This is a genomic window from Kitasatospora sp. NPDC089913 (assembly GCF_044748625.1).
Classification (GTDB): Bacteria; Actinomycetota; Actinomycetes; order Streptomycetales; family Streptomycetaceae; genus Kitasatospora.
The window spans coordinates 862,736-883,538 of record NZ_JBIVGI010000001.1; the positions used below are offsets into that span (position 1 = coordinate 862,736).

The window sequence follows — 20,803 nt, forward strand, 5'->3', positions numbered from 1 at the left end:
ACTCCGTATATCGCCGGAACGTGTGGTTTACCTGTCAGGCGGGGTTATTTGACGATTGATCCGCTAAAGCGAGAATCCGCTCGGCCGCCCCTTTCCGGGCGGTCCGGCGAAGGCCTGGGCGATCGGCAGCCAGGCCGTCGCCACCGCGCCGACGGCGGTCAGCGCGAGGTCGTCCCGGTGCCGGCGCTGGGTGACCAGCAGGCAGAAGTCCAGGGCCGGGCCGGCCACCCGGTCCGCCGCCCCCTCCGGCCCCCAGATCCACAACCCGCCGTCCGGCGCCGTCAGTTCGACCCGCACCGGGGCCTCCGGAGCGGCCAGTCCGTGCACCGTGAACGCGAATCCCAGGGTTCGTACGCCCAGGTGCGCGACGTGCCGCAGCCGGGCGCTCGGCTCGCGGACGGCACCGAGCGCGTCCGCGACGTCCTGTCCGTGCGCCCAGGTCTCCATCAGCCGGGCGGTGGCCATCGACGGGGCCTTCATCGGCGGCCCCAGCCATGGCAGCGCGGTCCCGGCCGGCACCGCCGCGAGGGCCGTCGCGAGCCGCTCCCGGCCGGCCCGCCAGCGGGTCAGCAGCGCGGCCGGCTCCTCGGCGGCCCCGCGCGCGGCGCCGTCCTCGACCGGGTCCGCTCCGGCCGCGAGCAACTCGCCGAAGATCCGGCCGGAGTCCGCGACGAAGGCCCCGGGGTCGCGCGCGGCCAGCTCGGACCAGTCGTCCGTCCAGGCCAGGTGGGCGATCTGATGGGCCACCGTCCAGCCCGCCGCGGGCGTGTCCAGCGCCCAGCCGTCCGGCTCCAGGCCGGCGACGAGCCCGTCCAGCACCTCGCTCTCGGCCCGCAGGTCGGCCAGCAGTCCGGTCAGCACGGACGACTTCCCGGGAACGTTCGGGTCCGTCATGGATCTCCCTCTCGCAAGCTCGGAAACCTGGAACACACCGCGGCGCGCCACCCTTGGTGACCCGCCGGTAACCTCGCGCCCGCACCCTACGCCGCCCGGCGGTCCCGCACCCGGAACTCCACCGAACCCGCGCTCCGCACCCCTCCCCGCGGGCGGGAACCCGTGTGACAATCGCGCGGTGACTGCCGCCCCGACCACCCCGGGCCCGCCGACGGGCGGTGCGCCCGCGCGGCCGGACCTCGCCGCCCGGGCTGCCGAACTGGTCCGGGACGCCGTGCTCGGCGACCTCGCCCGCCGGGTGGTCGCCGACTGCGGCGCCGACGTCGGTCTCGTCGGCGTACCGGACCGGGAACCGGCCGGACCGGGCACCGAGGGGATGGTGCTGCGGCACTGGGCCGGCACCCGGGCGGACCTGCTGCACGACCTCGCCGTACCGGCCGGGACCGGCCTCGGCGGCCGGGCACTGGCCGAGCGGGCGCCCAGCTGGGTGCCCGACTACCGCGCCGCCACCACCATCTCGCACCACTACGACGCCGCCGTGACCGCCGAGGACCTCTACGCGATGCTCACCGTGCCGCTGCTCCACCGGGGCGCGGTGCACGGCGTCGTGTACGCCTCGCTGCGCGCGGTGGTGCCGTTCGGGGACGTCCGGATCGGTGCGGTGACCAGGCTCGCCGAGGCCGCCACCCTGGCCCTGGCCGGGGCCGCGGCCTGGTGCGGGGAAGGGGGCGCGGACCCTTCCCCGCGGAGGGCCGGGCCGCCGCCCGCGCCCGCGGCCCTCACCCGGCGCGAGCACGAGGTGCTCCGCTGGGCGGCGACCGGCCGGACCAACCCGGAGATCGCCGCCCAGCTCGGCCTCACCTGCAACACGGTGACCGGCTACCTGAAGAGCGCGATGCACAAGCTCGGCGTCCGCAACCGCACCGAACTCGCGCTCACCGCCCGTGAGTCCGGGCTGCTGGACTGAACACCTGGCCTGAGAAGCTCAGTTGACGCGGCGCTCGCGCCCCGCCCAGTAGGGTTCGCGGAGCCGGAACTTCTGCAGCTTCCCGGTGGTCGTCCGCGGCAGCGACTCCCGGAACTCCACCGAGGTGGGGGACTTGTACCCGGCCAGCCGCTGCTTGCAGTGCGCGATGAGGTCCGCCTCGCCGGCCTCGCTGCCCGGCTTCAGCACCACCAGGGCCTTGACCGTCTCGCCCCACTTGGCGTCCGGCACACCGATCACCGCGGCCTCGGCCACCGCCGGGTGGTCGTAGAGGCAGTCCTCCACCTCGATCGAGGAGACGTTCTCCCCGCCGCTGATGATGACGTCCTTCTTCCGGTCCGAGATGGTCAGATAGCCGTCGGTCAGGGTGCCGCCGTCGCCGGTGTGGAACCAGCCGTCCCGGACCGCCTCGGCGGTGGCCTCCGGCTGCTGCCAGTAGCCCTCCAGGACGACGTTGGAGCGGACCAGCACCTCGCCCTGCTCGTCCACCCGCACCTGGTTGCCGAGGGCGGGGGCGCCGGCCTGCACCAGCTTCTCGGCCCGTCGCTCGGCGGGCAGTTCGTCCCACTCGGCGCGGGTGCGGTTGACCGTCACCACCGGCGAGGTCTCGGTCAGGCCGTAGATCTGCATGAACTCCCAGCCGAGTTCGGACTCCATCCGCTGCACCACCGAGGTGGGCGGCGGTGCGCCGGCCACCACCATCCGCACCCGGTCCCGGCCGGGGACCGGCCCCTCCCACTCGGCCGCCGCGTCGAGCACCATCTGCACCACGGCCGGCGCGCCGCACAGGAAGGTCACGCCGTGCCGCTCGACCCGGCGCAGGATCTCCGCACCGTCGACCTTCCGCAGCACCACGTGCCGCGCGCCGAGCCCGGTGAGCGAGAACGGGAAGCCCCAGCCGTTGGCGTGGAACATCGGCAGGGTGTGCAGGTAGACGTCCCGGTCGCTCGCGCCGAAGTGCAGGGCCATCAGGTTCGCGTTCAGCCAGAGGTTGCGGTGGGTGAGCTGAACACCCTTGGGGCGTGCGGTGGTTCCGCTGGTGTAGTTGACGGTGGCGGTGTCGTTCTCGTCGATCGGGTACCGGCGGGGCGCGTGCTCGAAGTCGTACAGCAGCCGGTCGCTGTCCGCGCCGATCACGAACTTGTGCTTGGCGACCACCCCGGCCAGCGGTTCGGCCAGCTCCGGGTCGACCAGCAGCACCGAGGCGCCGCTCTGCTCGACGATGTACGACACCTCCTCCGCCCGGAGGCGGAAGTTCACCGGCACCAGCACCCGGCCGTGCCCGCTGACCCCGAACATCGAGGTCATCAGGCGCGCCGAGTTGTGCGACACGACCGCCACCCGCTCACCGGGGCCGACCCCGAGCCGGTCCAGCCCGGCGGCCTGCGCCCGGGCCAGCTCGGCCACCCGTCGATAGGTCAGGTCGCCCCAGGACTCGGCGGGTTGCGCCGGTTCGTCGACGATGCCGACCCGGTCGCCGTAGACCAGCTCGGCCCGGTCGAGGAAGTCCATCACGGAGAGTGGAATCTGCATGCGCCCACTGTCCTCCGCCCACCGCCCCCTGCACACCCCCGATCGGGGGTGTCACCCGGAAGTGGTCCGGAACGCCCCGGTGGCCGTCCCGGCGGCCGCCTCGGCGCCGGCGATCGCCGCGGCGAGCCGGTCCCGGGTCTCGGCCTGGGCGGCGATCCGGCGTTCCAGCACCGCCAGGCGGTCCCGGGCGATCCGCAGCGCGCCGGCCGACGGCGGCCCGAACGCCTCCTGGTCCAGGCAGCCGAGGAACGGCCGGACGTCCTCCAGGGTGAACCCGGCCTCCAGCAGGGAGCGGATGTTGCGCACCCTGGTCACCGCCGACTCCTCGTAGACCCGGTAGCCGTTGGCGGCCCGCCCGGAGCCGATGAGTCCGGCCTGCTCGTAGTGCCGCAGTGCCCGGGCGGTGGTCCCCGTGGCCCGTGCCAGCTCGCCGATCCGCACCCGCGCGGCCCCCGTCCTTCTCCCGGCCGGTCGGACCGCTGCGCCGGTCGTCCGGGGCCGCTCGTCCGACCGGGGCGCTCATCCGACCACGGCGCCCCCGTCCACCGGCAAGACTACTCCGGTGACGAAGGAGGCCTGCGGCGCGGCGAGTTGTGTGACGGCCCAGGCCACCTCGGCGGCCTCCCCGATCCGGCCCAGCGGGGTGTGCGCGATCTGCCAGGCGCGCAGTGCCGCCTGCCGCTCGGGGCCGATCCCGGCGTGGTCGGCGATCGGCGTCCCGATCGCGCCGGGCGCCACCGCCACGACCCGGATGCCGCGCGGGGCGAGTTCCACGGCCCAGCTGCGGGTCAGGGTGTCCACGGCCGCCTTGCTCGCGGCGTAGACGGAGTTGCTCGGCCAGCCGCGCAGGCCGACGGCGGTGCTGACGTTGACGACCACGCCCCGGCTGTCGGTGAGCGCGGGCAGCGCGGCCTGGGTCAGCAGGACGGGCGCCGTCAGATTGGTGGCCAGCAGCGCGCCGATGCCCTCCGGGGTGTAGCCGCCGAGTGTCGCGTGCGGGGCGATGCCCGCGTTGTTGACCAGGACGTCCAGTCGGCCGAACCGCTCCAGTGCGGCCCGGACGACGGTCTCCGGGCCGTCCGGCGCCGTGATGTCGGCGACCAGCGGCACGATCCGCCCCGGTGCCCGCTCCGCCGTTCCCGCCAGCGGTTCGGCCCGCCGTCCGACCGCCACCACCCGTGCCCGCGGGTCCTGCTCGGCGAAGGCCAGTGCCGTCGCCCGCCCGATCCCGGTCCCCGCGCCGGTGACCACCACCACCCGTACCCGCTCCGCCACAGCCCCGTCCGTTCCCGTCGTTCCGTTCATGCCCGCAAGCCTGCGACCCTGACGCCGGTGTCAAGGTCAAGCGCCGTTCCGTGAACGGCGGGGGCCGGGTGGTGGGCGCGAGCCGGAGCCGGGGCTTCCTCTTGCTGAGCCGGCGGCGAACAGGCGGCGAACAGAGGTCGCGGGGGAGGCGCGGCCCCCGTTCCGCTGTTAGGAAGGGCGGCAGGACCGCAAGGACCTCAAGGACATCCGCACGGGGAGAGACACCGATGACCGACCACCTTTCCGACAGCTCCCACAGCTCCCACAGCTCCACCGGCTCCGACGGCCTCTACGAGGCGATCGGGGGTCTCGACGCCCTCCGGAGACTGAGCGAGGCCTTCTACCGGGGCGTGCTCGCCGACCCGCTGCTCGCGCCGGTCTTCGCCGACTTCACGCCCACTCACATCGAGCACGTCGCTGTCTGGCTGGCCGAGATCTTCGGCGGTCCGGAGCGCTTCACCACGGACCTCGGCGGCCACCAGTCCCTGCTCCGCGCCCACCTCGGGCTCGCCATCACCGAGGAGCAGCGCATCCGGTGGATGGAGCTGATGGCGGAGGCCGTGCACAAGGAACTCCCCGAGGGTGAACTGCTGCGCCGGCGTGTCCTGGAGTACTTCGACTGGGGGACCCGGATCGCCAAGGACGTCTCGGCCTCGCCGGCCGGCACCGACCTCGGGGACCCGGGCCCCACCCCGCGCTGGGGCTGGGAGGGCCTCAAGTAGGGCCACCGGGGGCAGGCCCCGGAACGCCCCTCGGAACGGCCGCCGGGCACCTCCGGCGGCCGCGGAATCCGTTTGGACGAGCGAGGCCTGACGGGCCACAGTGGGCGCATGGCTTCTCTCGTGCAACACGTCACGTTCGACTGCGCAGACCCCCACGCCCTCGCCCTGTTCTGGGCGGAGGTGGTGGACGGCGCCCTGGGCGAGGGCGACGTCCCCGGCGACCCGGAGATCGAGGTCAACTCGGAGGGCGTCTCGCTGCTCTTCATCCGGGTCGAGGAGGGCAAGGAGGTCAAGAACCGGCTCCACCTCGACCTGACGCCCAAGGACCGCACCCGGGACGAGGAGGTCGAGCGCCTGATCGCCCTCGGCGCGAAGCAGTTCGAGGACCACCGCCGGCCCGACGGCGCGGGCTGGGTGACCCTCACCGACATCGAGGGCAACGAGTTCTGCGTGGTGCGCAGCGCCGCCGAGCGGGCCGCCACCGCCTGAGCGGCCGCACAACCCCTAGCCGACGGCCGCCCGCCAGGTCCACGAGGTCCGGTGCGGGCGGCCGTCGAGTTCGCCCCGGCCGGTGCACCAGAGCAGCACGTCCGCAGGCTGCCCGGCGGGCGCGTCGGGGAAGAGCCGAGCGAGCACCGCCGCCGCGAGCCGCTCCGGGGGCCGCCAGCCCAGGCCCAGCCCGAGGGTGATGTCGTGGGTGTGCAGCAGGGTCTCGGCGACGCCCATCGCGGCGAACCCGGTCGGGTCGCACGGCCCGTAGTGCCAAGCCCGTAGCTCCGGCGGTGCCGCGTCCAGGGCGGTGGCCAGCAGGTGCGCGGCGGCCGTGACCACCGTGAGCACCTCGGCCGGTCCGGCGTCCGGGTGCACGGTGAGGTCGAGCGGCAGATAGCGGTCGGCGGGCCTGGCGGCGAGCTGTCCGGCGTAGGCGAGCAGGTCGTGGGCGATGTGGGCGGCGGTGTCCCGGCAGCTCCACTCCAGGGGCCCGGCGGGCGCGTCCCAGTCCGGGCCGCCCGCTTCGGCGGCGGGTCCCAGTACGGCCGTCGCCTCGCCGAGCGCGGCCCGGACGTCGGCGCCGTTCATCCGGTGGTCGGTCATCGCCACACCGTCTCATGCCCGCTCCGGCGGACGTGCGCCGGAGCTGCCCGGACCGCCGGGACCACCCGGCCGCCCGAACCACCCGGCCGCCCGAACCGCCCGGCCGCCCGCTCCGGGCGCTCGGGCCTCGCCGGGCGTCAGCCGATCTGGATCGAGCGCTTCGCCAGGCCCATCCAGAAGCCGTCGATCACGGTGCGCTGGCGGCCCAGTTCGGCCTCGGCGGCACCGAGGGTGACGAACAGCGGGGCGAAGTGCTCCGTCCGGGGGTGGGCGAGCCGGCCGGCCGGTGCCTTCTCCTCGAAGTCGAGCAGCGCGTCGAGGTCCTGGGCCTCGAGCGCCCGCCGGCCCCAGTCGTCGAACTCGGCCATCACCGAGGTGATCCGGCCGTCGTTGCTGAGCGCCCGCAGGTTGTGGGTGAAGAAGCCGCTGCCGACGATCAGCACGCCCTCGTCGCGCAGCGGGGCGAGCCGGCGCCCGATCTCCAGCAGCCGCTGCGGGTCGAGGGTCGGCATCGAGACCTGGAGGACGGGGATGTCCGCCTCCGGGAACATCTCCACCAGCGGGACGTAGGCGCCGTGGTCGAGGCCCCGGTCGGGGATGTCCTGCACGGGTGTGCCGGGGGCGCGCAGCAGCTTGCGCACGCGCTCGGCGAGCTCCGGTGCGCCGGGGGCGGCGTACCGGACGCGGTAGTAGTGCTCGGGGAAGCCCCAGAAGTCGTACACGAGGGGAACGGTGGTGACGGCGCCGAGTGCGAGCGGGGCCTCCTCCCAGTGCGCGGACACCATCAGGATCGCCCTGGGCCGGGGCAGGTCGGCGGACCAGGCGGCCAGCTGACCGGGCCAGACCGGGTCGTCGGCGAGCGGCGGTGCGCCGTGCGACAGGTAGAGGGCGGGCATGCGGCCGGTTGCGGCGGTACTCATGGCGGTTCTTCTCCTCCGGCCCTCGGGGTGCTCGGGGTGCTCGGGGTGGTCCGTGGAAGGGCGGTCCGGGAAAGTAGTTCAAATTTGAACTCTCCCAGGATTCGACCGTACACCTTCGTTCGAATTTGAACAATAGGAGTACGATCACCTCATGCCCTCCACCTCGTCCGCACCTTCGGCGCCCCCCTCCGCCGCCTCCCCGTACGAGCCCCGGTGGCTCGACGAGGAGGAGATGGCTGCCTGGCGGAGCTTCGTCACCGCGAGCAACCTCCTCAACCGCCGCCTGGAACGCCAGCTCAAGGAGGATTCCGGTCTCTCCCACACCCAGTACGAGATCCTCGTCCATCTCTCCGCCGCCCCGGCCGGCTCGCTGCGCATGACCGAACTGGCGGACAAGCTCGTCACCTCCAAGAGCGGCCTGACCTACCAGGTCACCCAGCTGGAGAAGGCGGGGCTGGTCGGCCGGCGCTCCTGCCCGAGCGATGTGCGCGGCGTCTTCGCCGAACTCACCGACCAGGGCCGGGAGATGTTGCGGGAGGCCGCGCCCGGCCATGTCGCGCTGGTCCGCGAACTGCTGATCGACGTGCTCAGCCGGGAGCAGCTCGCCGTGCTCGCCGACGGCCTCGGCCAGGTCAGCGCCCGCCTCCGCCTCGACGACGCCCTCTGAGTCGGGCGACACCCTCCGGACCGTCCGCGAGCGGTCCGCCCTTCGAGCCGCCGGGTCCCGAGGACACCCCCGTCGTCCTCGGTACCCGGCTTCCGCCCCTGCCCGCGCCCGTCCGGTGCTCGACCGCCGTCCGGGGCTCACTCGTCGTCCGGCCCTCACTCGTCGTCCGGCCCTCGACCGCCGTCCGGTCCTCGGTCCCCGGCCGGGGCCGCCTCCGTCGCGCGGGCGAGCAGCAGCTCCCGCTCGCGCTCGTTGCGGGTGAGCCCCGCCGCCCGTTCGAACTCCGCCCGCGCCTCCGCGCCCCGCCCCAGCCGGGCCAGCAGATCCCCCCGGACGCTGGGCAGCAGGTGGTACCCGCGCAGCGCCGGTTCCTCGGCGAGCGCGTCCACCACGTCGAGCGCGACCGCCGGGCCCTCGGCCATCGACAGCGCCACGGCCCGGTTGAGCTCGACCACCGGGGACGGCGTCAGCGCCATCAGCCGCTCGTAGAGGGCGGCGATGGTCCGCCAGTCGGTGTCCTCGTAGCGCACCGCACGCGCGTGGCAGGCCGCGATCGCCGCCTGGACCGAGTACGGACCGGTGCCCGCCCGCAACAGGGCGGCGAGCCCGCGCCGGATCAGCAGCCGGTCCCAGCGGGCCCGGTTCTGGTCGGCGAGCAGCACGGGCCGGCCGTCCGGGGCGGTGCGGGCCGCCGTCCGGGAGGCCTGGAGTTCCAGTAGCGCCGCCAGCCCGTGCGCCTCGGGCTCCCCGGGCATCAGCGCGGCCAGCACCCGGGCGAGGCGCAGCGCGTCCTCGCAGAGCCCCGGTCGCAGCAGGTCGTCCCCGGCGGTGGCCGAGTAGCCCTCGTTGAAGATCAGATAGATGACCTCCAGGACGGAGGAGAGCCGGGCCGCCCGCTCCGCCCCGTACGGGACCTCGAACGGTATCCGGGCCTGCGCCAGCGTCCGTTTCGCGCGGACGATCCGCTGCGCGACCGTCGGCTCCGAGGAGAGCACGGCCCGGGCGATCTCCGCCGTGGTGAGCCCGCCGAGCAGCCGCAGCGTCAGCGTGATCCGGGCCTCGGCGGACAGCACTGGATGGCAGACGGTGAAGATCAGCCGCAGCAGGTCGTCGTCGATGTCGTCCGGCCCGGCCGGCTCCGGCGGCGGGACGTCCTCCAGCGCCCGCCCGACCTCGGCGAGCTTGCGGGCGTACGTCTCCCGGCGGCGGACCAGGTCGACCGCGCGGTGCTTGGCGGTGGCCATGAGCCAGGCGCCCGGGCGGTCCGGAACGCCCGAGCCGGGCCACTGCTCCAGGGCGGCGACCAGCGCGTCCTGTGCCAGCTCCTCGGCGATGCCGACATCGCGCACGATCCGGGTGACCCCCGCGATGATCCGGGCGGACTCGATCCTGAACACCGCTTCGACCGTCCTGGCCGTGTCGGTCCCGGCCGTGTCGGTCCCGGCCGTGTCCGCCCCGGCCGTGTCCGTCCCGGCGGCTTCCGTCGCACCCGCGTCGCGCTCCGTCACGATCACCCATCAGAGCAGCCGCCGACCGGGCGGGCAAACCGCCCGCCCGGCCGGTCCGCCTCCGCCCGCCCGCCCGCCCGGCCCCGCCCGGCCCGTCACGCCTCCGGCGGGGTGGCGGCCTCGTCGATCTGCCGCAGCTCGGCGCCGACCGTCCAGCTCCCGGGGTGGACCTCCAGGAAGCGCCGGGTCCACTCGACGGCCTCGGCCATGTCCTTGCACTGGAGGATCGCGTAGCCGCCCACGACCTCCTTGGTCTCGGTGAACGGTCCGTCGGTGGCGGTCACCTTGCCGCCCTCCCAGAGCAGCCGGGTGCCCTCCTTGGTGGGCAGCAGTCCGGCGGTGTCCAGCATCACCCCGGCCTTGGTGATCTCCGCGAAGAGTGCTCCCATGCGCTCCTCGAACGCGGGGTCCATGTCGAAGTTCTGGGACTGCTGCTCGTCGATGCGGATCAGGCTCATGAAGCGCGGCACGGTACTCACTCCTCGTCGGTGCGGGCGGGGCTTCTCCCCGCCGCTCACCCCTGCGTCGAACGGAGGGCGTCCGTTTCGACAGCCGGTCGGGAAATTCTTCCGACGGATTCCGGACCCGGCCACCGGAGCGCCCGGCGCCGCAGCCGGGAGAGACGCCGCGCGGGGGTGTCGGACCCGGCCGGGTCTCCGCTACGGTGGCGGCGGATACACCGATGTATCCGATACGCCGATGTATCGAGGTGGCACTGTGGCCGGAACGGAGACGGCACCGGGGCCCGGCGGCGTCCGGGTGACGGCGCGCAGGGCGCGGACGAGGGCACGGCTGCTGGAGGCCGCGTTCGGCGTGTTCGCGGCCAAGGGGTTCGGCCGGGTGTCCATCGAGGAGGTCTGCGAGGCCGCGGGGTACAGCCGGGGGGCGTTCTACTCGAACTTCGACACCCTGGAGGAGCTGTTCTTCGTCCTGTACGAGGAGCGGGCCGAGCTGATCGCCGCCCAGGTCACCGGGGCGCTCGCGGCGCGGGCGGGGGACACCGACGTGGCCTCGCTGGTCGAGCGGGTGACCGGGGTGCTGCTGCTGGAGCGCGACTGGCTGCTGATCAAGACGGACTTCCTCGTCGCGGCCGCCAGGGACCCCCGCACCGCGCGGACGCTGCTGGAGCACCGCCGGCGGCTGCGGGAGCTGATCGCCGAACGGCTGGCCGAGGTGGCCGCCGAGCGCCCGCTGCCCGCGGTGCTGGGGGGCGCCGAGGGCGCGGCCCACGCGGTGATCGCCGCCTACGACGGTGTCACCACCCAGCTCCTGCTGGACCGCGACGTCGAGCACGCCCGGGCCTGGCTCCGGCAGCTGCTGCTCGCCCTGCTGGCCGCCGACGGTCCCGGCTGACGGGCGTCCCCGGCCCCCCGCTCGCCCTTGTCTTCCCTGTGTCCCCGGCCGGACCAGCAGGCCCGGCCGGTCGCCCGAAGGATGGAGTGCTGTCATGGACGCCGATGTCATCGTGGTCGGAGCCGGACTCGCCGGCCTCGTCGCGGCGCGCGAGCTCACCGCTCGGGGCCGACGGGTCGCGCTGCTGGACCAGGAGAGCGCCGCCAACCTCGGCGGCCAGGCCCACTGGTCCTTCGGCGGGCTCTTCCTGGTGGACTCTCCCGAACAGCGGCGGCTCGGCGTCAAGGACTCCGTCGAGCTGGCGTGGAACGACTGGAGCGGCAGCGCCCGCTTCGACCGCCTCGAGGACGAGGACTCCTGGGCGGTGCGCTGGGCCCGCGCCTACGTGGACTTCGCCGCCGGCGAGAAGCGCGCCTGGATCACCGAGCGCGGGATCAAGCTGACACCGCTGGTGGGCTGGGCCGAGCGCGGCGACCTGCGCGCGGACGGCCACGGCAACTCCGTGCCCCGCTTCCACGTCCCCTGGGGCACCGGCACCGGGGTGGTGGGCCCGTTCGTGCAGGACGCCCGGCAGGCCGCCGATGCGGGCCTGCTCACCTTCCACCACCGGCACCGGGTCGACGAGTTGGTGGTCCGGGACGGGGCGGTGACGGGCGTGCGGGGCACCCTGCTGGCGCCGGACCCCGCCCCGCGCGGCGCCGCCTCCAACCGGGAGCCGGCCGGGGAGTTCGAGCTCACCGCCCAGGCCGTGATCGTCACCACCGGCGGCATCGGCGGCGACCACGAACTCGTGCGCCGCCACTGGCCGGAGCGCATGGGCACACCCCCGAAGAACATGATCACGGGTGTCCCCGCCCACGTGGACGGGCGGATGCTCGACATCAGCGCGGCCGCGGGGGTGCGGCTGGTCAACCGCGACCGCATGTGGCACTACACCGAGGGGATCCGGAACTGGGACCCGGTCTGGCCCGGACATGCGATCCGCATCCTCCCCGGCCCGTCGCCGCTGTGGTTCGACGCCCTCGGACGGCGTCTGCCGGAGCCCTGCCTGCCCGGCTACGACACCCTGGGCACCCTCAGGCACCTCCGCACCACCGAGGACATCGCCCAGTACGACCACTCGTGGTTCGTCCTCACCCAGCGGATGATCGAGAAGGAGTTCGCGCTGTCGGGTTCGGAGCAGAACCCCGACCTCACCAGCGGTGACCGCAAGGCCGTGCTGCGCGAGCGCCTCCTCGGCAGCGGCGCCCCCCGGCCGGTGGAGGCGTTCAAGCGGAACGGCGCGGACTTCGTGGTCGCCGCCACCCTGGAGGAACTGGTGGCGAAGATGAACGGCCTGACCGAGGAGCCGCTGCTCGACCCGGTCGTGCTGCGGGCCCAGATCGAGGCCCGGGACCTCCAGATCGCCAACCCCTTCAGCAAGGACGCGCAGATCCAGGGCATCCGCAACTCCCGCCGCTACCTGGGCGACCGGCTCAGCCGCACCGCCGCCCCGCACCGCGTCCTCGACCCGGCGGCGGGCCCGCTGATCGGGGTCAAGCTGCACGTCCTGACCCGGAAGTCCCTCGGCGGCATCCAGACCGACCTCGACTCCCGGGCGCTCGGGCTCGACGGGCGTCCGCTCGACGGCCTGTACGCGGCGGGGGAGGTCGCCGGCTTCGGCGGCGGGGGCGTGCACGGCTACAACGCCCTGGAGGGGACCTTCCTCGGCGGCTGCCTGTTCTCCGGCCGCGCGGCGGGCCGGGCGGCGGCGGAGGCGGTGTCCTGAGGGCGCCGGCGTCGGCCCGACGGTCGGTCCCCCCGGTCGTCGGGCCGACGCCGGCGCCCCGGGCGGTCAGAACATCCGGGCCTGCGTCACCCGGTTCAGGTGGATCAGGACGTCGTAGGCCCGGCCGATCGCCAACTCCGGCCGGGGGTCGGTGCGGTAGACCGATCCGGCCTCGTAGGTGGGGCGGGTGACGTCCAGCCAGTCGCGGGCCGCCCGGGGCACGGTGCGCAGATCGACGTAGTAGTCCCTGAACCGGACCCGGTCGAGGGTGTGCTCGTTCATCTCCGGCGTGGCCGGGGGAACGGTGACGGCCTTCCAGGCGTCGGTCAGGATCCCGTCGTTGGTGAGGAAGGATCCGCTGTCGAAGGTGAAGCCGACGGCCACGTAGTCGCGGCCGTAGACCTCCCGGAGGTGGGACCCCTGCGGCTCGGGACAGAGGAAGGTGTCGGTGGCCAGGTAGCCGGTGTGCCCGTTGTGCGCCGACAGCAGCACCTTGCCGCCGGTGCGGCGCTCCCACCAGGCGGTGTTGTCCGCCATCACCCGGTCGCGCAACTGCTCGGCGGCCGACACGGAGGCCGGGTCGGCGAGGTCCAGGGCGATGAAGGCGAAGGTGTCGGCGATGTTCCTGGCGTGCTGCACGGCCCACGCGTGGGCGCCGTCGCCGGCGCCGCTCGCGGTGACCAGGTCGAGGGCCTGCTGCGCCCTGGCGGCGTTCTCCCGGCGCTCGGCGAGCGGCTTCTTCAGGTACGCCATGGCGTCGTCGAACGGTCGCAGCCCGGCGTAGAGCCCGTCGAGCCGCGGGAGCGCCTCCGGCCGGGTCTCCCGCAGGTAGGAGACGACCCGTTCGAAGATCCGGTCGCCGAGCCTCGGGGCACCGATGTCGTCGCCCACGAAGTGGACCGGGTTCTCCGGGTGGCTCCGGTTGTGGGAGCGCATCCAGGCGATCAGGTCGGCGAACTCCTCCCGGTCCCACGGGCTGCCGCCCAGGGCGTCCTTCACCAACTGCCGCGCGTCGCCCGGACCGCCCTGGACGTACTCGTCGATCTGCAGGCCACTGCTCCAACCGGTCTCCAGGGCGAAGGCGGTGAAGCCCTTCTCCTCGACCAGGTAGCGGAACAGCCGCTGCTTCATCGCGAAGAGCTCGTGCGAACCGTGGGTGGCCTCGCCGAGGCCGACCACCCGGGCATCGCCGATCACCGCGCCCAGCGCCCGCAGGTCGGCGGTGCGGCTGCCCGGTTCGGTCGTCCGCAGCGGCTGGGCGACGCCCTCCAGCGCGCGCACCACGGCGGAGCGCTCCGCCGCCGCCGGGTCCGCGGCCGCGGACCCGGCCGAGGTGGGGGCCATCGGCGCGGCCACCGCCGCCACCGGGACCAGTACCGCCGCGGCGGCCAGTACCGCCGTCGCCGCCAGCAGTCCGCGCCGCCCGATCCGCTTGTCGCCTGCCATCGTTGTGATCACTTCTCAACTCGACGGAACGCCGAGGACCTCGGCGTTCCGTCGAGTTGATCTTCGCCGCGGAGGAGCCCGCCGCGCGCTGGGGAGGACCGCCGTCCGGTCGGATTCGGTGGCGGGCCCCCGACCGGCGGCGGCCCCTCCGTCCGTTACGGGGTGCGCGCGGTGGCCGACGGCGCCGCCCACGGGCGGCCGGGCCGCACGTCCGCGTCCTTCTCCGGGCGAGGCTCGGCCGCCGGCGGTCCGGCCTCGGCCCGCCCCACCGCGAGCGCGCGGGCCAGGTCGAACGCCGCCACCGGGTCGTCCTGGAGGATGATCGGCGGACGTGTCGCGGGGGCGAATCATGGCTGGTGGGACGGTGTGCGTGCAGAGCGATATCGGCTCGCCGAATGCGGCGTTCCGTGGGAGCATCCGCTGTTATGGGGACGAATCTGCACGGCGCGCACGTCACACTCCGTCCGGCCTCCGCCGAGGACATCCCGGCCCTGGTCGCCATCCGCCGCACCCCCGAGGTCTACGCCCGCTGGCGCGGTGGTGACGACCTCACCGACGCCGTCACCACCGACCTCGCCGAGCCCGGCACCGAGACCTTCGTGATCGAGGTCGGGGGCCGGGTCGTCGGCGCGGTCCAGTGGTACGCCGAGAACGACGACGAGTACCGCCACGCCGGGATGGACATCTATCTCGACCCGGCCCACCACGGGCGCGGCCACGGCACCGACGCCGTTCGCACGCTGGCCCGCCACCTCGTCGACGAGCACCACTACCACCGGCTGATCATCGACCCGGCGGCGGACAACACGGCGGCGATCCGCTGTTACGAGAAGGTCGGTTTCCGCCCCGTGGGGGTGATGCGGCAGTACGAGCGCGGCTCGGACGGCACCTGGCACGACAACCTGCTGATGGACCTGCTGGCCGCCGAACTGGTCTGAACCGAGGCTTCGCGCTCCGGTGGGGCCGTGGTCCGGCGGGTGAGTGGTCCGCCGGGGCCGCTTTCCGACCGGGTGAGCGGTCCGGCCGGGTCAGTGGTCCGCGCGCAGCGGCTCGCCGGTGCGGTGGAGGTGGGCGAAGATCTCCCGGTAGGAGCGGAGCAGCCCGGTCTCGTAGTACGGGATGCCCTTCTCGGCGCAGAACTGCCGGGTGATCCGGGCGGCCCGGGGGAGTGCGGGGGTCGGCATGCTGGGGAAGAGGTGGTGCTCGATCTGGTAGTTGAGGCCGCCCATCAGAGTGTCGAGCACCGGGTTGCCGCGGACGTTGCGCGAGGTCAGCACCTGGCGGCGGAGGAAGTCCAGCCGCATCTCCGGGGTCACCATCAGCATGCCCTTGTGGTTGGGCGCGAAGACGCAGCCCAGGAGGATGCCCAGCAGCGCCTGGTGGACCACCAGGAAGGCGATCGCCTTTCCGGCCGGGAGGGCGGCGAGGACGGCCCCGAGGTAGGCCGCGAAGTGGAGGACCAGGAGGGAGCCCTCCAGCCGGGGGCGCTTCATGTCGGGGCTGCGCAGTGCGCGGAAGCTGTTCCAGCTGAGGTTGAGGCCCTCCAGGCACAGCAGCGGGAGGAAGAGGTAGGCCAGTCGGCGGCCGATGAACCGGGCGACCCCGCGTGACTCCCTGGCCTGCTGCTGGGACCACACCACGATGTCGGGGGAGACGTCCGGATCCCGGCCCTCGTGGTTGGGGTTGGCGTGGTGGCGGGTGTGCTTGCTCATCCACCAGCCGTAGCTCATACCCATCAGCAGGTTGGCGACGATCCGCCCGCCGGTCTCGCTCGCCCGCCGTCCACCGAAGACCTGACGGTGCGCCAGGTCATGTGCTATCAGGCCGAGTTGCGTGAAGACCACGGACAGGCCGGCGGCCAGGGCGAGTTGCAGCCAGGTGTCGCCCAGGGCGAAGAGGGCGTACCAGCCGGCCGCGAACGCCGCGAGGGTGAGGCCGATGCGCGCGGTGTAGTAGCCGGGGCGCCGGTCGAGCAGGCCCTCCTCGGTGATCCGGCGGGCCAGCTGGGCGAAGTCGCTGCCCTCCCGCTCCCGCCCGGCCGGAGTGGCGGTGGTGGCCGTGGCGACCGGTGCGGGTGGGGCAAGCGTCGTGGGCTCTGGGCTCATGGCAGGAAGTCTGGTGGCCGGCCCGGGTGCGGAGAACCGGACAAGCCCCCTTCTCGACAGGGGGGTTGACCCCCGGTTCGGGGGCGGGAATGCCCCCGCCCGGCGGCGGTCGGGGTTGACGGCCGTCGCGGGGTTCCACCACCCTTTCACTAATTGAGTAGTGAAAGGGTGGTTTACTCATGCGGATGCTCCATGCCCTCCGGCGGCCCCGGCCGCTGTCCTGGGGGCTGGCCGGGCTGTTCGCCGCGCTCTACGCCTGCGTCGCCGTCAACCGGCACCGGCGGATGCTGACCCAGGCCTACGACCTGGGCATCTTCGAGCAGGCGGTGCGTGCCTACGCCCACGGCGAGGCGCCGGTGGTACTGCTCAAGGGCCCCGGCTACCAGCTGCTCGGCGACCACTTCCACCCGCTGCTCGCCGTCCTCGCCCCGCTGTACCGGCTGTTCCCGGGCGCGGTCACGCTGCTGCTGGCGCAGGCGGTGCTGATGGCGCTGGCCGTCGTGCCGCTCGCCCGGTGGGCCTTCGAGGTGGGCGGCCCGAGGCCGGCCGTCCTGGTCGGCGGCCTGACCGGGGTCTCCTGGGGGATCGTCGAGGCGGCGGCCGACGACTTCCATGAGATCGCGTTCGCGGTGCCGCTGCTCGCCTTCGCCGCCACCGCGCTCGGCCGGGGCCGCCCGGTCGCCGCGGTGCTGTGGGCCCTGCCACTGGTCCTGGTCAAGGAGGATCTCGGGCTCACCGTGGCGGTGGTGGGCGCACTGGTCTTCGTCCGGGCGGGGAAGGGCAGCGGGACCAGGGCGCTGGGCTTCGGGGCGGCGGTCTTCGGGCTCGCGGCGACCGCGCTGACCGTGTTGGTCGTGCTGCCCTCGTTCAACCCGGACGGCGGCTTCGACTACTGGGGGCAGATGGGCACGCGGGAGGCGGCGGGCGCGCCGTGGGAGCTCGCGGGCCGGCTGGTCTGGCCGCCGCTGAAATGGCTGCTGCTCGCACTGGCCGCGGCCACGGCCGGCTTCCTGGGGCTGCGGTCGCCGCTGGTCCTGCTCTGCGTGCCCACCCTCGGCTGGCGGCTGGCCGCCGACAACTCGCACTACTGGGGAGTGAGTTACCACTACAGTGCGGTGCTGATGCCGCTGCTGCTGGCGGCCCTGGTGGACGCCGTGCGGCGGACCGGAGCCTTCGACGGGCCGGGTCGGGTACTCGTGAGGAGCCGGGCGGCCGGACCGGGACCGGCCCTGGTGGCCGTCCGCCGGGCCCGCCGCGCCCTTGCGGTGGCCGGACTGGTGGCCCTGGTGACGCTGCCGGTCTACCCGCTGCACGAACTCGTCGCCCCCGGGGCCTGGGGGACTTCGCCCCGACTGGAGCGGGCCCGGGCGATGCTCGCCCGGATACCCGACGGTGCGACCGTCGCCGCCTCCAACCGCCTCGCCGCGCAACTGGCCGGGCGGACCACGGTCGGCCTGGTCTGCCGCGAGCCTTCGCCGCCGGTCGAGTCTCCGGCGGCCGGGTCCCCGCCGAACGGGTCTCCGGCGGTCGGGTCCCCGTCGAACGGGTCGCTGCCGGTCGGTTCTCCGCCCGTCGGTGCGGTGCCGGTCGGTGCGGTGCCGGCCGGTGCAGTACGGGGTGGCCCGGACTGGGTGGTCGTCGACCTGGCCGACCCGAGTGTGCAGGCGCCCTGCGCGATCGCCGACACCCTCCGGATGCTCGACCGCTACGAGCGGCTCGGCTACCGCCGGGTCGTGGACGACGGTGACCTGCGGCTGCTCGGCCGCCCGTAGGGCCTTTCGACCGTTCCCCGGGTGGGGTCGGACTTGACCGCGGCGCAATGGTCCGCCACCATTCCACCAATAAACTAGTGAAAGGGTGATGCGGGTGTGATCGAGTACCGCATCGAGCGGCGCAGCGGAGTGTCCACCTACCAGCAGATCGTGCAGCAGACCAAGCAGGCGCTGCGACTCGGTGTGCTGCAGCCCGGGGACAAGCTGCCGACCGCGCGGGAGGTGGTCGAACAGACCGCGATCAACCCGAACACCGTGCTGAAGGCCTATCGAGAACTCGAACGCGAGGGGCTGGTCGAGCCCAGGCCGGGTCTTGGCACCTTCGTCCGGCGTTCGCTCGCCAGGCCGGAGGCGGCCGCCGACGGACCGCTGCGCGCGGGGCTGGTGGGGTGGGTCGACGAGGCCCGTACGGCCGGACTCGACCGCGAGGACATCTCCGCGCTGATGGCGTCGGTACTGGACCAGCGCTTCGAGACCGGCGTCACCGGCGGGAGCGGCATCGCCGGGGGCAGTGGCGGCAAGGGGAGTTCCGGCAAGGGGAGTTCCGGCAGTGCCGAAAGCACCGGGCCGGCGGATCCGACCGCGTAGAACAGAGAGGGTGGGGGCCGCATGACAGACGCGACAGCGGCGACGCAGGCGATATCCGGGCCACGGGACGGGCGGCCGGGCGGAACGCCGTCCGGCGGAGCGCCGTCCGGCGGAGCGCCGTCCGAGGGCACACCGGCCATCGAGGCCGTGGGACTCGGCAAACGCTACCGGGGCGACCGGTGGGCGCTGCGGGACTGCGGGTTCACCGTCCCGGCCGGCCGGATCTGCGGTGTGGTCGGCGCCAACGGCGCGGGCAAGAGCACCCTGCTCACCCTGGCCGCGCGCCTGATCGAGCCCACCGAGGGCGAGTTGCGGGTGTTCGGCGAGGCGTCGAGCACCCGGGAGACCCGGGCCAGGGTCGCCTGCGTCACCCAGGAGAAGCCGCTCTACCCCTCCTTCACGGTGGCCGGGACGCTGCGCATGGGGCGCGAGCTCAACCCGGGCTGGGACGAGGAGGTGGCCCAGCGGGTCATCGGGATGGGGGAGTTGAGGCTCGACGCCCGCGTCGGCTCGCTCTCCGGGGGTCAGCGGACCAGGGTCGCGCTCGCGCTCGCCCTCGGCAAGCGCGCCGACCTGCTCCTGCTCGACGAGCCGATGTCCGACCTCGACCCGCTCGCCCGCCACGAGCTGATGGGCGTCCTGATGGCCGAGGCCGCCGAACGCGGCACCACGATCCTGGTCTCCTCGCACATCCTGCCCGAACTCGACGGCGTCATGGACCACTTGCTGCTGGTGCAGGCGGGGCGGATCCGGCTGTCCGGCGACCCGGAGGAGATCCTCGACAGCCACCGGCTGCTCACCGGCATCGCCGAAGGTGCGGAACTGCCCGCCGGGACCACCGTGGAGCGCCGGGTCCGGGGCCGCCAGGTCACCGCCCTGTTGCACAGCGGCGAGCCGGTCGACGGACCGTGGGAGTCGGTCCGGCCGAGTCTGGAGGAGCTGCTGCTGGCCTACCTCCGCACCCCACTGCCCCCGCCCGCCGCCGACGCCGATCGCGAGGCCGCCGCATGAGCACCAGCACTTTGTCCGGGCACGCGACACCTCCCCGCCCGGCCGCCGCCCCGTCGGCCGCGAACGGCGGCTCCGCCCCGGCCCGCAGGCGCGGACCGAGCGGGGTGCTGTGGCTGGTCCTGCACCAGAACCGGGCCGCGATCCGGTCGGTGGCGATCCTGCTCGTCCTCGTCTCCGCCGTCCTGATCGCCATGCACGTCCTGATCCAGGACCGGATCGGGGTCATGCAGCAGACCTCCTGCGTCACCCCGTCCTCCTGGGACCGGATCGAGTGCCGGATCCAGTTCGGCCGGGTCGAGCTGCTGACCCGGATGTTCACCGACGTCCTCCAGCCCGCCGTCACCGCCGTACCCGTTCTGGTCGGCATGTTCCTGGGCGGGCCGCTGCTCGCCCAGGAGTACGAACGCGGCACCGTCCGGCTGGCCCTGACGCAGTCGGTCAGCCCGCGCCGCTGGCTGCTGACCCGGCTCGCCGTCCCCGGTGCGACCGTCCTGGTGGCGACCGCCGTGCTGGCCGCGCTGACCAGCTGGGTGTGGTGGTCGGACATCTACCACGGCCCGGTGGCCTTCGACCCTCCCTTCCAGGGCTTCACCTACCCGGTGCTGGGGGTCGCCCCGGTCGCCTGGTCGGTGTTCGGCCTGGTCCTCGGTGTGCTGGTGGGGCAACTGCTGCGGCGCACCGTCGCCGCGGTGCTGGTCAGTGGGGTGGTGGTGGCGCTCGCGCAGGCCGTGACGGTCGCCTGGCGGCCGTTCTTCTGGCCGCTGGTCGAGGAGGAGCAGCCCTACAACAACACGTTGGGCGGCTTCGTCCAGCCCGGCGGCTCCTGGCTGGTGGAGCGCGGCGTGGTGCTGGCGGACGGCACCCGGCTGATGAACGAGAAGTGCTACGAGTCCGCCGAGGTCTGCCAGGAGGCACCGACCTCCTGGGGCCAGTACCACCCGGTCTCCCACTTCGTGCCGATCCAGCTGGTCGAAGCCGGTCTGCTGCTGGTGCTCACCGCCCTGGTGGTGGCCGTCGTGCTCCGCCGGCTCACCCGTGCCGGGGTCTGAACGGTCCGGCCCGGCGCCGTCCGATTACGGTCTTCTGCCCGCGCGCCCGGCGCAGCAGACTGGGACGGCGTCACGGCCGCTT

21 protein-coding genes and 1 pseudogene are annotated in these 20,803 nt (G+C 73.8%); 11 read left to right on the forward strand and 11 right to left on the reverse strand.

Annotated elements, in window-relative coordinates; translation table 11 throughout:
- Positions 1-63 precede the first annotated feature (63 nt).
- Entirely contained in the window at positions 64-894 is an 831-nt protein-coding gene (locus ACIPYS_RS03865) for a TIGR03084 family metal-binding protein (RefSeq protein ID WP_400742648.1), read from the reverse strand.
- A 178-nt stretch (positions 895-1,072) separates the two neighbouring features.
- Between ACIPYS_RS03865 and ACIPYS_RS03870 the strand changes: the two genes are divergently transcribed.
- Positions 1,073-1,861: a LuxR C-terminal-related transcriptional regulator gene (locus ACIPYS_RS03870; RefSeq protein WP_159425037.1), complete on the forward strand. Its 789-nt coding sequence runs from the start codon at positions 1,073-1,075 to the stop codon at positions 1,859-1,861.
- Positions 1,862-1,879: 18 nt separating this feature from the next.
- Here the strand turns inward: ACIPYS_RS03870 and ACIPYS_RS03875 are convergent, their stop codons facing one another.
- The 3 genes from ACIPYS_RS03875 to ACIPYS_RS03885 all read right to left on the reverse strand — a co-directional run bounded on the left by ACIPYS_RS03875 (position 1,880) and on the right by ACIPYS_RS03885 (position 4,717).
- A complete protein-coding gene (locus ACIPYS_RS03875; RefSeq protein WP_093862643.1) occupies positions 1,880-3,412 on the reverse strand; it encodes an AMP-binding protein in 1,533 nt (510 codons plus the stop codon).
- Between the two features lie 51 nt (positions 3,413-3,463).
- Entirely contained in the window at positions 3,464-3,853 is a 390-nt protein-coding gene (locus tag ACIPYS_RS03880; protein ID WP_093862644.1) for a MerR family transcriptional regulator, read from the reverse strand.
- Positions 3,854-3,931: 78 nt separating this feature from the next.
- Positions 3,932-4,717 carry an SDR family NAD(P)-dependent oxidoreductase gene (locus ACIPYS_RS03885; protein ID WP_400742654.1) on the reverse strand — a complete coding sequence of 262 codons (786 nt, stop codon included), beginning with the start codon at positions 4,715-4,717 and terminating at the stop codon, positions 3,932-3,934.
- A 227-nt stretch (positions 4,718-4,944) separates the two neighbouring features.
- Here ACIPYS_RS03885 and ACIPYS_RS03890 point away from each other — a divergent pair, with 227 nt between their 5' ends.
- Both ACIPYS_RS03890 and ACIPYS_RS03895 read left to right on the forward strand, forming a co-directional pair.
- Positions 4,945-5,439 carry a group II truncated hemoglobin gene (locus tag ACIPYS_RS03890; RefSeq protein WP_093862646.1) on the forward strand — a complete coding sequence of 165 codons (495 nt, stop codon included), beginning with the start codon at positions 4,945-4,947 and terminating at the stop codon, positions 5,437-5,439.
- Positions 5,440-5,547: 108 nt separating this feature from the next.
- Positions 5,548-5,928: a VOC family protein gene (locus tag ACIPYS_RS03895; RefSeq protein WP_093862647.1), complete on the forward strand. Its 381-nt coding sequence runs from the start codon at positions 5,548-5,550 to the stop codon at positions 5,926-5,928.
- Between the two features lie 15 nt (positions 5,929-5,943).
- Here ACIPYS_RS03895 and ACIPYS_RS03900 read toward each other — a convergent pair whose 3' ends face one another.
- Together ACIPYS_RS03900 and ACIPYS_RS03905 are read right to left on the reverse strand one after the other, a co-directional pair.
- Complete coding sequence (locus ACIPYS_RS03900) at positions 5,944-6,534, reverse strand: maleylpyruvate isomerase N-terminal domain-containing protein (protein ID WP_400742660.1); 591 nt, start codon at positions 6,532-6,534, stop codon at positions 5,944-5,946.
- Between the two features lie 137 nt (positions 6,535-6,671).
- On the reverse strand, positions 6,672-7,454 hold the full coding sequence (locus ACIPYS_RS03905) for a dioxygenase (protein ID WP_093862648.1): 783 nt from the start codon (positions 7,452-7,454) through the stop codon (positions 6,672-6,674).
- 151 nt (positions 7,455-7,605) lie between these two features.
- On the opposite strand from ACIPYS_RS03905, the gene ACIPYS_RS03910 reads away from it, so the two are divergent.
- On the forward strand, positions 7,606-8,121 hold the full coding sequence (locus ACIPYS_RS03910) for a MarR family winged helix-turn-helix transcriptional regulator (RefSeq protein ID WP_093862649.1): 516 nt from the start codon (positions 7,606-7,608) through the stop codon (positions 8,119-8,121).
- Between the two features lie 155 nt (positions 8,122-8,276).
- Here ACIPYS_RS03910 and ACIPYS_RS03915 read toward each other — a convergent pair whose 3' ends face one another.
- On the reverse strand, positions 8,277-9,518 hold the full coding sequence (locus tag ACIPYS_RS03915) for an RNA polymerase sigma factor (protein ID WP_400742863.1): 1,242 nt from the start codon (positions 9,516-9,518) through the stop codon (positions 8,277-8,279).
- Positions 9,519-9,724: 206 nt separating this feature from the next.
- Complete coding sequence (locus tag ACIPYS_RS03920) at positions 9,725-10,099, reverse strand: YciI family protein (protein WP_093862650.1); 375 nt, start codon at positions 10,097-10,099, stop codon at positions 9,725-9,727.
- A gap of 247 nt (positions 10,100-10,346) precedes the next feature.
- On the opposite strand from ACIPYS_RS03920, the gene ACIPYS_RS03925 reads away from it, so the two are divergent.
- Together ACIPYS_RS03925 and ACIPYS_RS03930 are read left to right on the forward strand one after the other, a co-directional pair.
- Positions 10,347-10,982, forward strand: coding sequence for a TetR/AcrR family transcriptional regulator (locus ACIPYS_RS03925; protein WP_400742667.1), 636 nt, complete (start codon positions 10,347-10,349; stop codon positions 10,980-10,982).
- Positions 10,963-12,750 (forward strand): annotated as a pseudogene (locus ACIPYS_RS03930) (FAD-binding dehydrogenase); the annotation flags it as partial. The gene ACIPYS_RS03925 and the pseudogene ACIPYS_RS03930, both read left to right, overlap by 20 nt.
- Positions 12,751-12,816: 66 nt before the next feature.
- On the opposite strand, the gene ACIPYS_RS03935 reads toward ACIPYS_RS03930, so the two are convergent.
- Entirely contained in the window at positions 12,817-14,196 is a 1,380-nt protein-coding gene (locus tag ACIPYS_RS03935; RefSeq protein WP_400742670.1) for an erythromycin esterase family protein, read from the reverse strand.
- Positions 14,197-14,351: 155 nt separating this feature from the next.
- Positions 14,352-14,498: a hypothetical protein gene (locus ACIPYS_RS03940; protein ID WP_400742673.1), complete on the reverse strand. Its 147-nt coding sequence runs from the start codon at positions 14,496-14,498 to the stop codon at positions 14,352-14,354.
- A 123-nt stretch (positions 14,499-14,621) separates the two neighbouring features.
- On the opposite strand from ACIPYS_RS03940, the gene ACIPYS_RS03945 reads away from it, so the two are divergent.
- Positions 14,622-15,134 carry a GNAT family N-acetyltransferase gene (locus tag ACIPYS_RS03945; protein ID WP_093862654.1) on the forward strand — a complete coding sequence of 171 codons (513 nt, stop codon included), beginning with the start codon at positions 14,622-14,624 and terminating at the stop codon, positions 15,132-15,134.
- A gap of 90 nt (positions 15,135-15,224) precedes the next feature.
- Here ACIPYS_RS03945 and ACIPYS_RS03950 read toward each other — a convergent pair whose 3' ends face one another.
- Complete coding sequence (locus ACIPYS_RS03950; protein WP_400742677.1) at positions 15,225-16,301, reverse strand: fatty acid desaturase family protein; 1,077 nt, start codon at positions 16,299-16,301, stop codon at positions 15,225-15,227.
- A 185-nt stretch (positions 16,302-16,486) separates the two neighbouring features.
- Here ACIPYS_RS03950 and ACIPYS_RS03955 point away from each other — a divergent pair, with 185 nt between their 5' ends.
- From ACIPYS_RS03955 to ACIPYS_RS03970, 4 genes are all read left to right on the forward strand, one after another.
- Positions 16,487-18,073, forward strand: a complete 1,587-nt coding sequence (locus ACIPYS_RS03955; RefSeq protein ID WP_400742680.1) for a DUF2079 domain-containing protein — start codon at positions 16,487-16,489, stop codon at positions 18,071-18,073.
- A gap of 96 nt (positions 18,074-18,169) precedes the next feature.
- On the forward strand, positions 18,170-18,661 hold the full coding sequence (locus tag ACIPYS_RS03960; protein ID WP_400742683.1) for a GntR family transcriptional regulator: 492 nt from the start codon (positions 18,170-18,172) through the stop codon (positions 18,659-18,661).
- 147 nt (positions 18,662-18,808) lie between these two features.
- Positions 18,809-19,672 carry an ABC transporter ATP-binding protein gene (locus ACIPYS_RS03965; RefSeq protein ID WP_400742686.1) on the forward strand — a complete coding sequence of 288 codons (864 nt, stop codon included), beginning with the start codon at positions 18,809-18,811 and terminating at the stop codon, positions 19,670-19,672.
- Positions 19,669-20,721: an ABC transporter permease gene (locus tag ACIPYS_RS03970; protein WP_400742689.1), complete on the forward strand. Its 1,053-nt coding sequence runs from the start codon at positions 19,669-19,671 to the stop codon at positions 20,719-20,721. The genes ACIPYS_RS03965 and ACIPYS_RS03970 overlap by 4 nt, the downstream gene beginning before the upstream one ends.
- Positions 20,722-20,803 lie beyond the last annotated feature (82 nt).

What these genes read in the sequence shown, in the direction of transcription:
- ACIPYS_RS03865 (WP_400742648.1), bottom strand. Translation starts at nt 894, where the DNA reads ATGACGGACCCGAACGTTCCCGGGAAGTCGTCCGTGCTGACCGGACTG.
- ACIPYS_RS03875 (WP_093862643.1), bottom strand. Translation starts at nt 3,412, where the DNA reads ATGCAGATTCCACTCTCCGTGATGGACTTCCTCGACCGGGCCGAGCTG.
- ACIPYS_RS03885 (WP_400742654.1), bottom strand. Translation starts at nt 4,717, where the DNA reads ATGAACGGAACGACGGGAACGGACGGGGCTGTGGCGGAGCGGGTACGG.
- ACIPYS_RS03890 (WP_093862646.1), top strand. Translation starts at nt 4,945, where the DNA reads ATGACCGACCACCTTTCCGACAGCTCCCACAGCTCCCACAGCTCCACC.
- ACIPYS_RS03895 (WP_093862647.1), top strand. Translation starts at nt 5,548, where the DNA reads ATGGCTTCTCTCGTGCAACACGTCACGTTCGACTGCGCAGACCCCCAC.
- ACIPYS_RS03900 (WP_400742660.1), bottom strand. Translation starts at nt 6,534, where the DNA reads ATGACCGACCACCGGATGAACGGCGCCGACGTCCGGGCCGCGCTCGGC.
- ACIPYS_RS03905 (WP_093862648.1), bottom strand. Translation starts at nt 7,454, where the DNA reads ATGAGTACCGCCGCAACCGGCCGCATGCCCGCCCTCTACCTGTCGCAC.
- ACIPYS_RS03910 (WP_093862649.1), top strand. Translation starts at nt 7,606, where the DNA reads ATGCCCTCCACCTCGTCCGCACCTTCGGCGCCCCCCTCCGCCGCCTCC.
- ACIPYS_RS03935 (WP_400742670.1), bottom strand. Translation starts at nt 14,196, where the DNA reads ATGGCAGGCGACAAGCGGATCGGGCGGCGCGGACTGCTGGCGGCGACG.
- ACIPYS_RS03945 (WP_093862654.1), top strand. Translation starts at nt 14,622, where the DNA reads ATGGGGACGAATCTGCACGGCGCGCACGTCACACTCCGTCCGGCCTCC.
- ACIPYS_RS03950 (WP_400742677.1), bottom strand. Translation starts at nt 16,301, where the DNA reads ATGAGCCCAGAGCCCACGACGCTTGCCCCACCCGCACCGGTCGCCACG.
- ACIPYS_RS03955 (WP_400742680.1), top strand. Translation starts at nt 16,487, where the DNA reads ATGCTCCATGCCCTCCGGCGGCCCCGGCCGCTGTCCTGGGGGCTGGCC.
- ACIPYS_RS03970 (WP_400742689.1), top strand. Translation starts at nt 19,669, where the DNA reads ATGAGCACCAGCACTTTGTCCGGGCACGCGACACCTCCCCGCCCGGCC.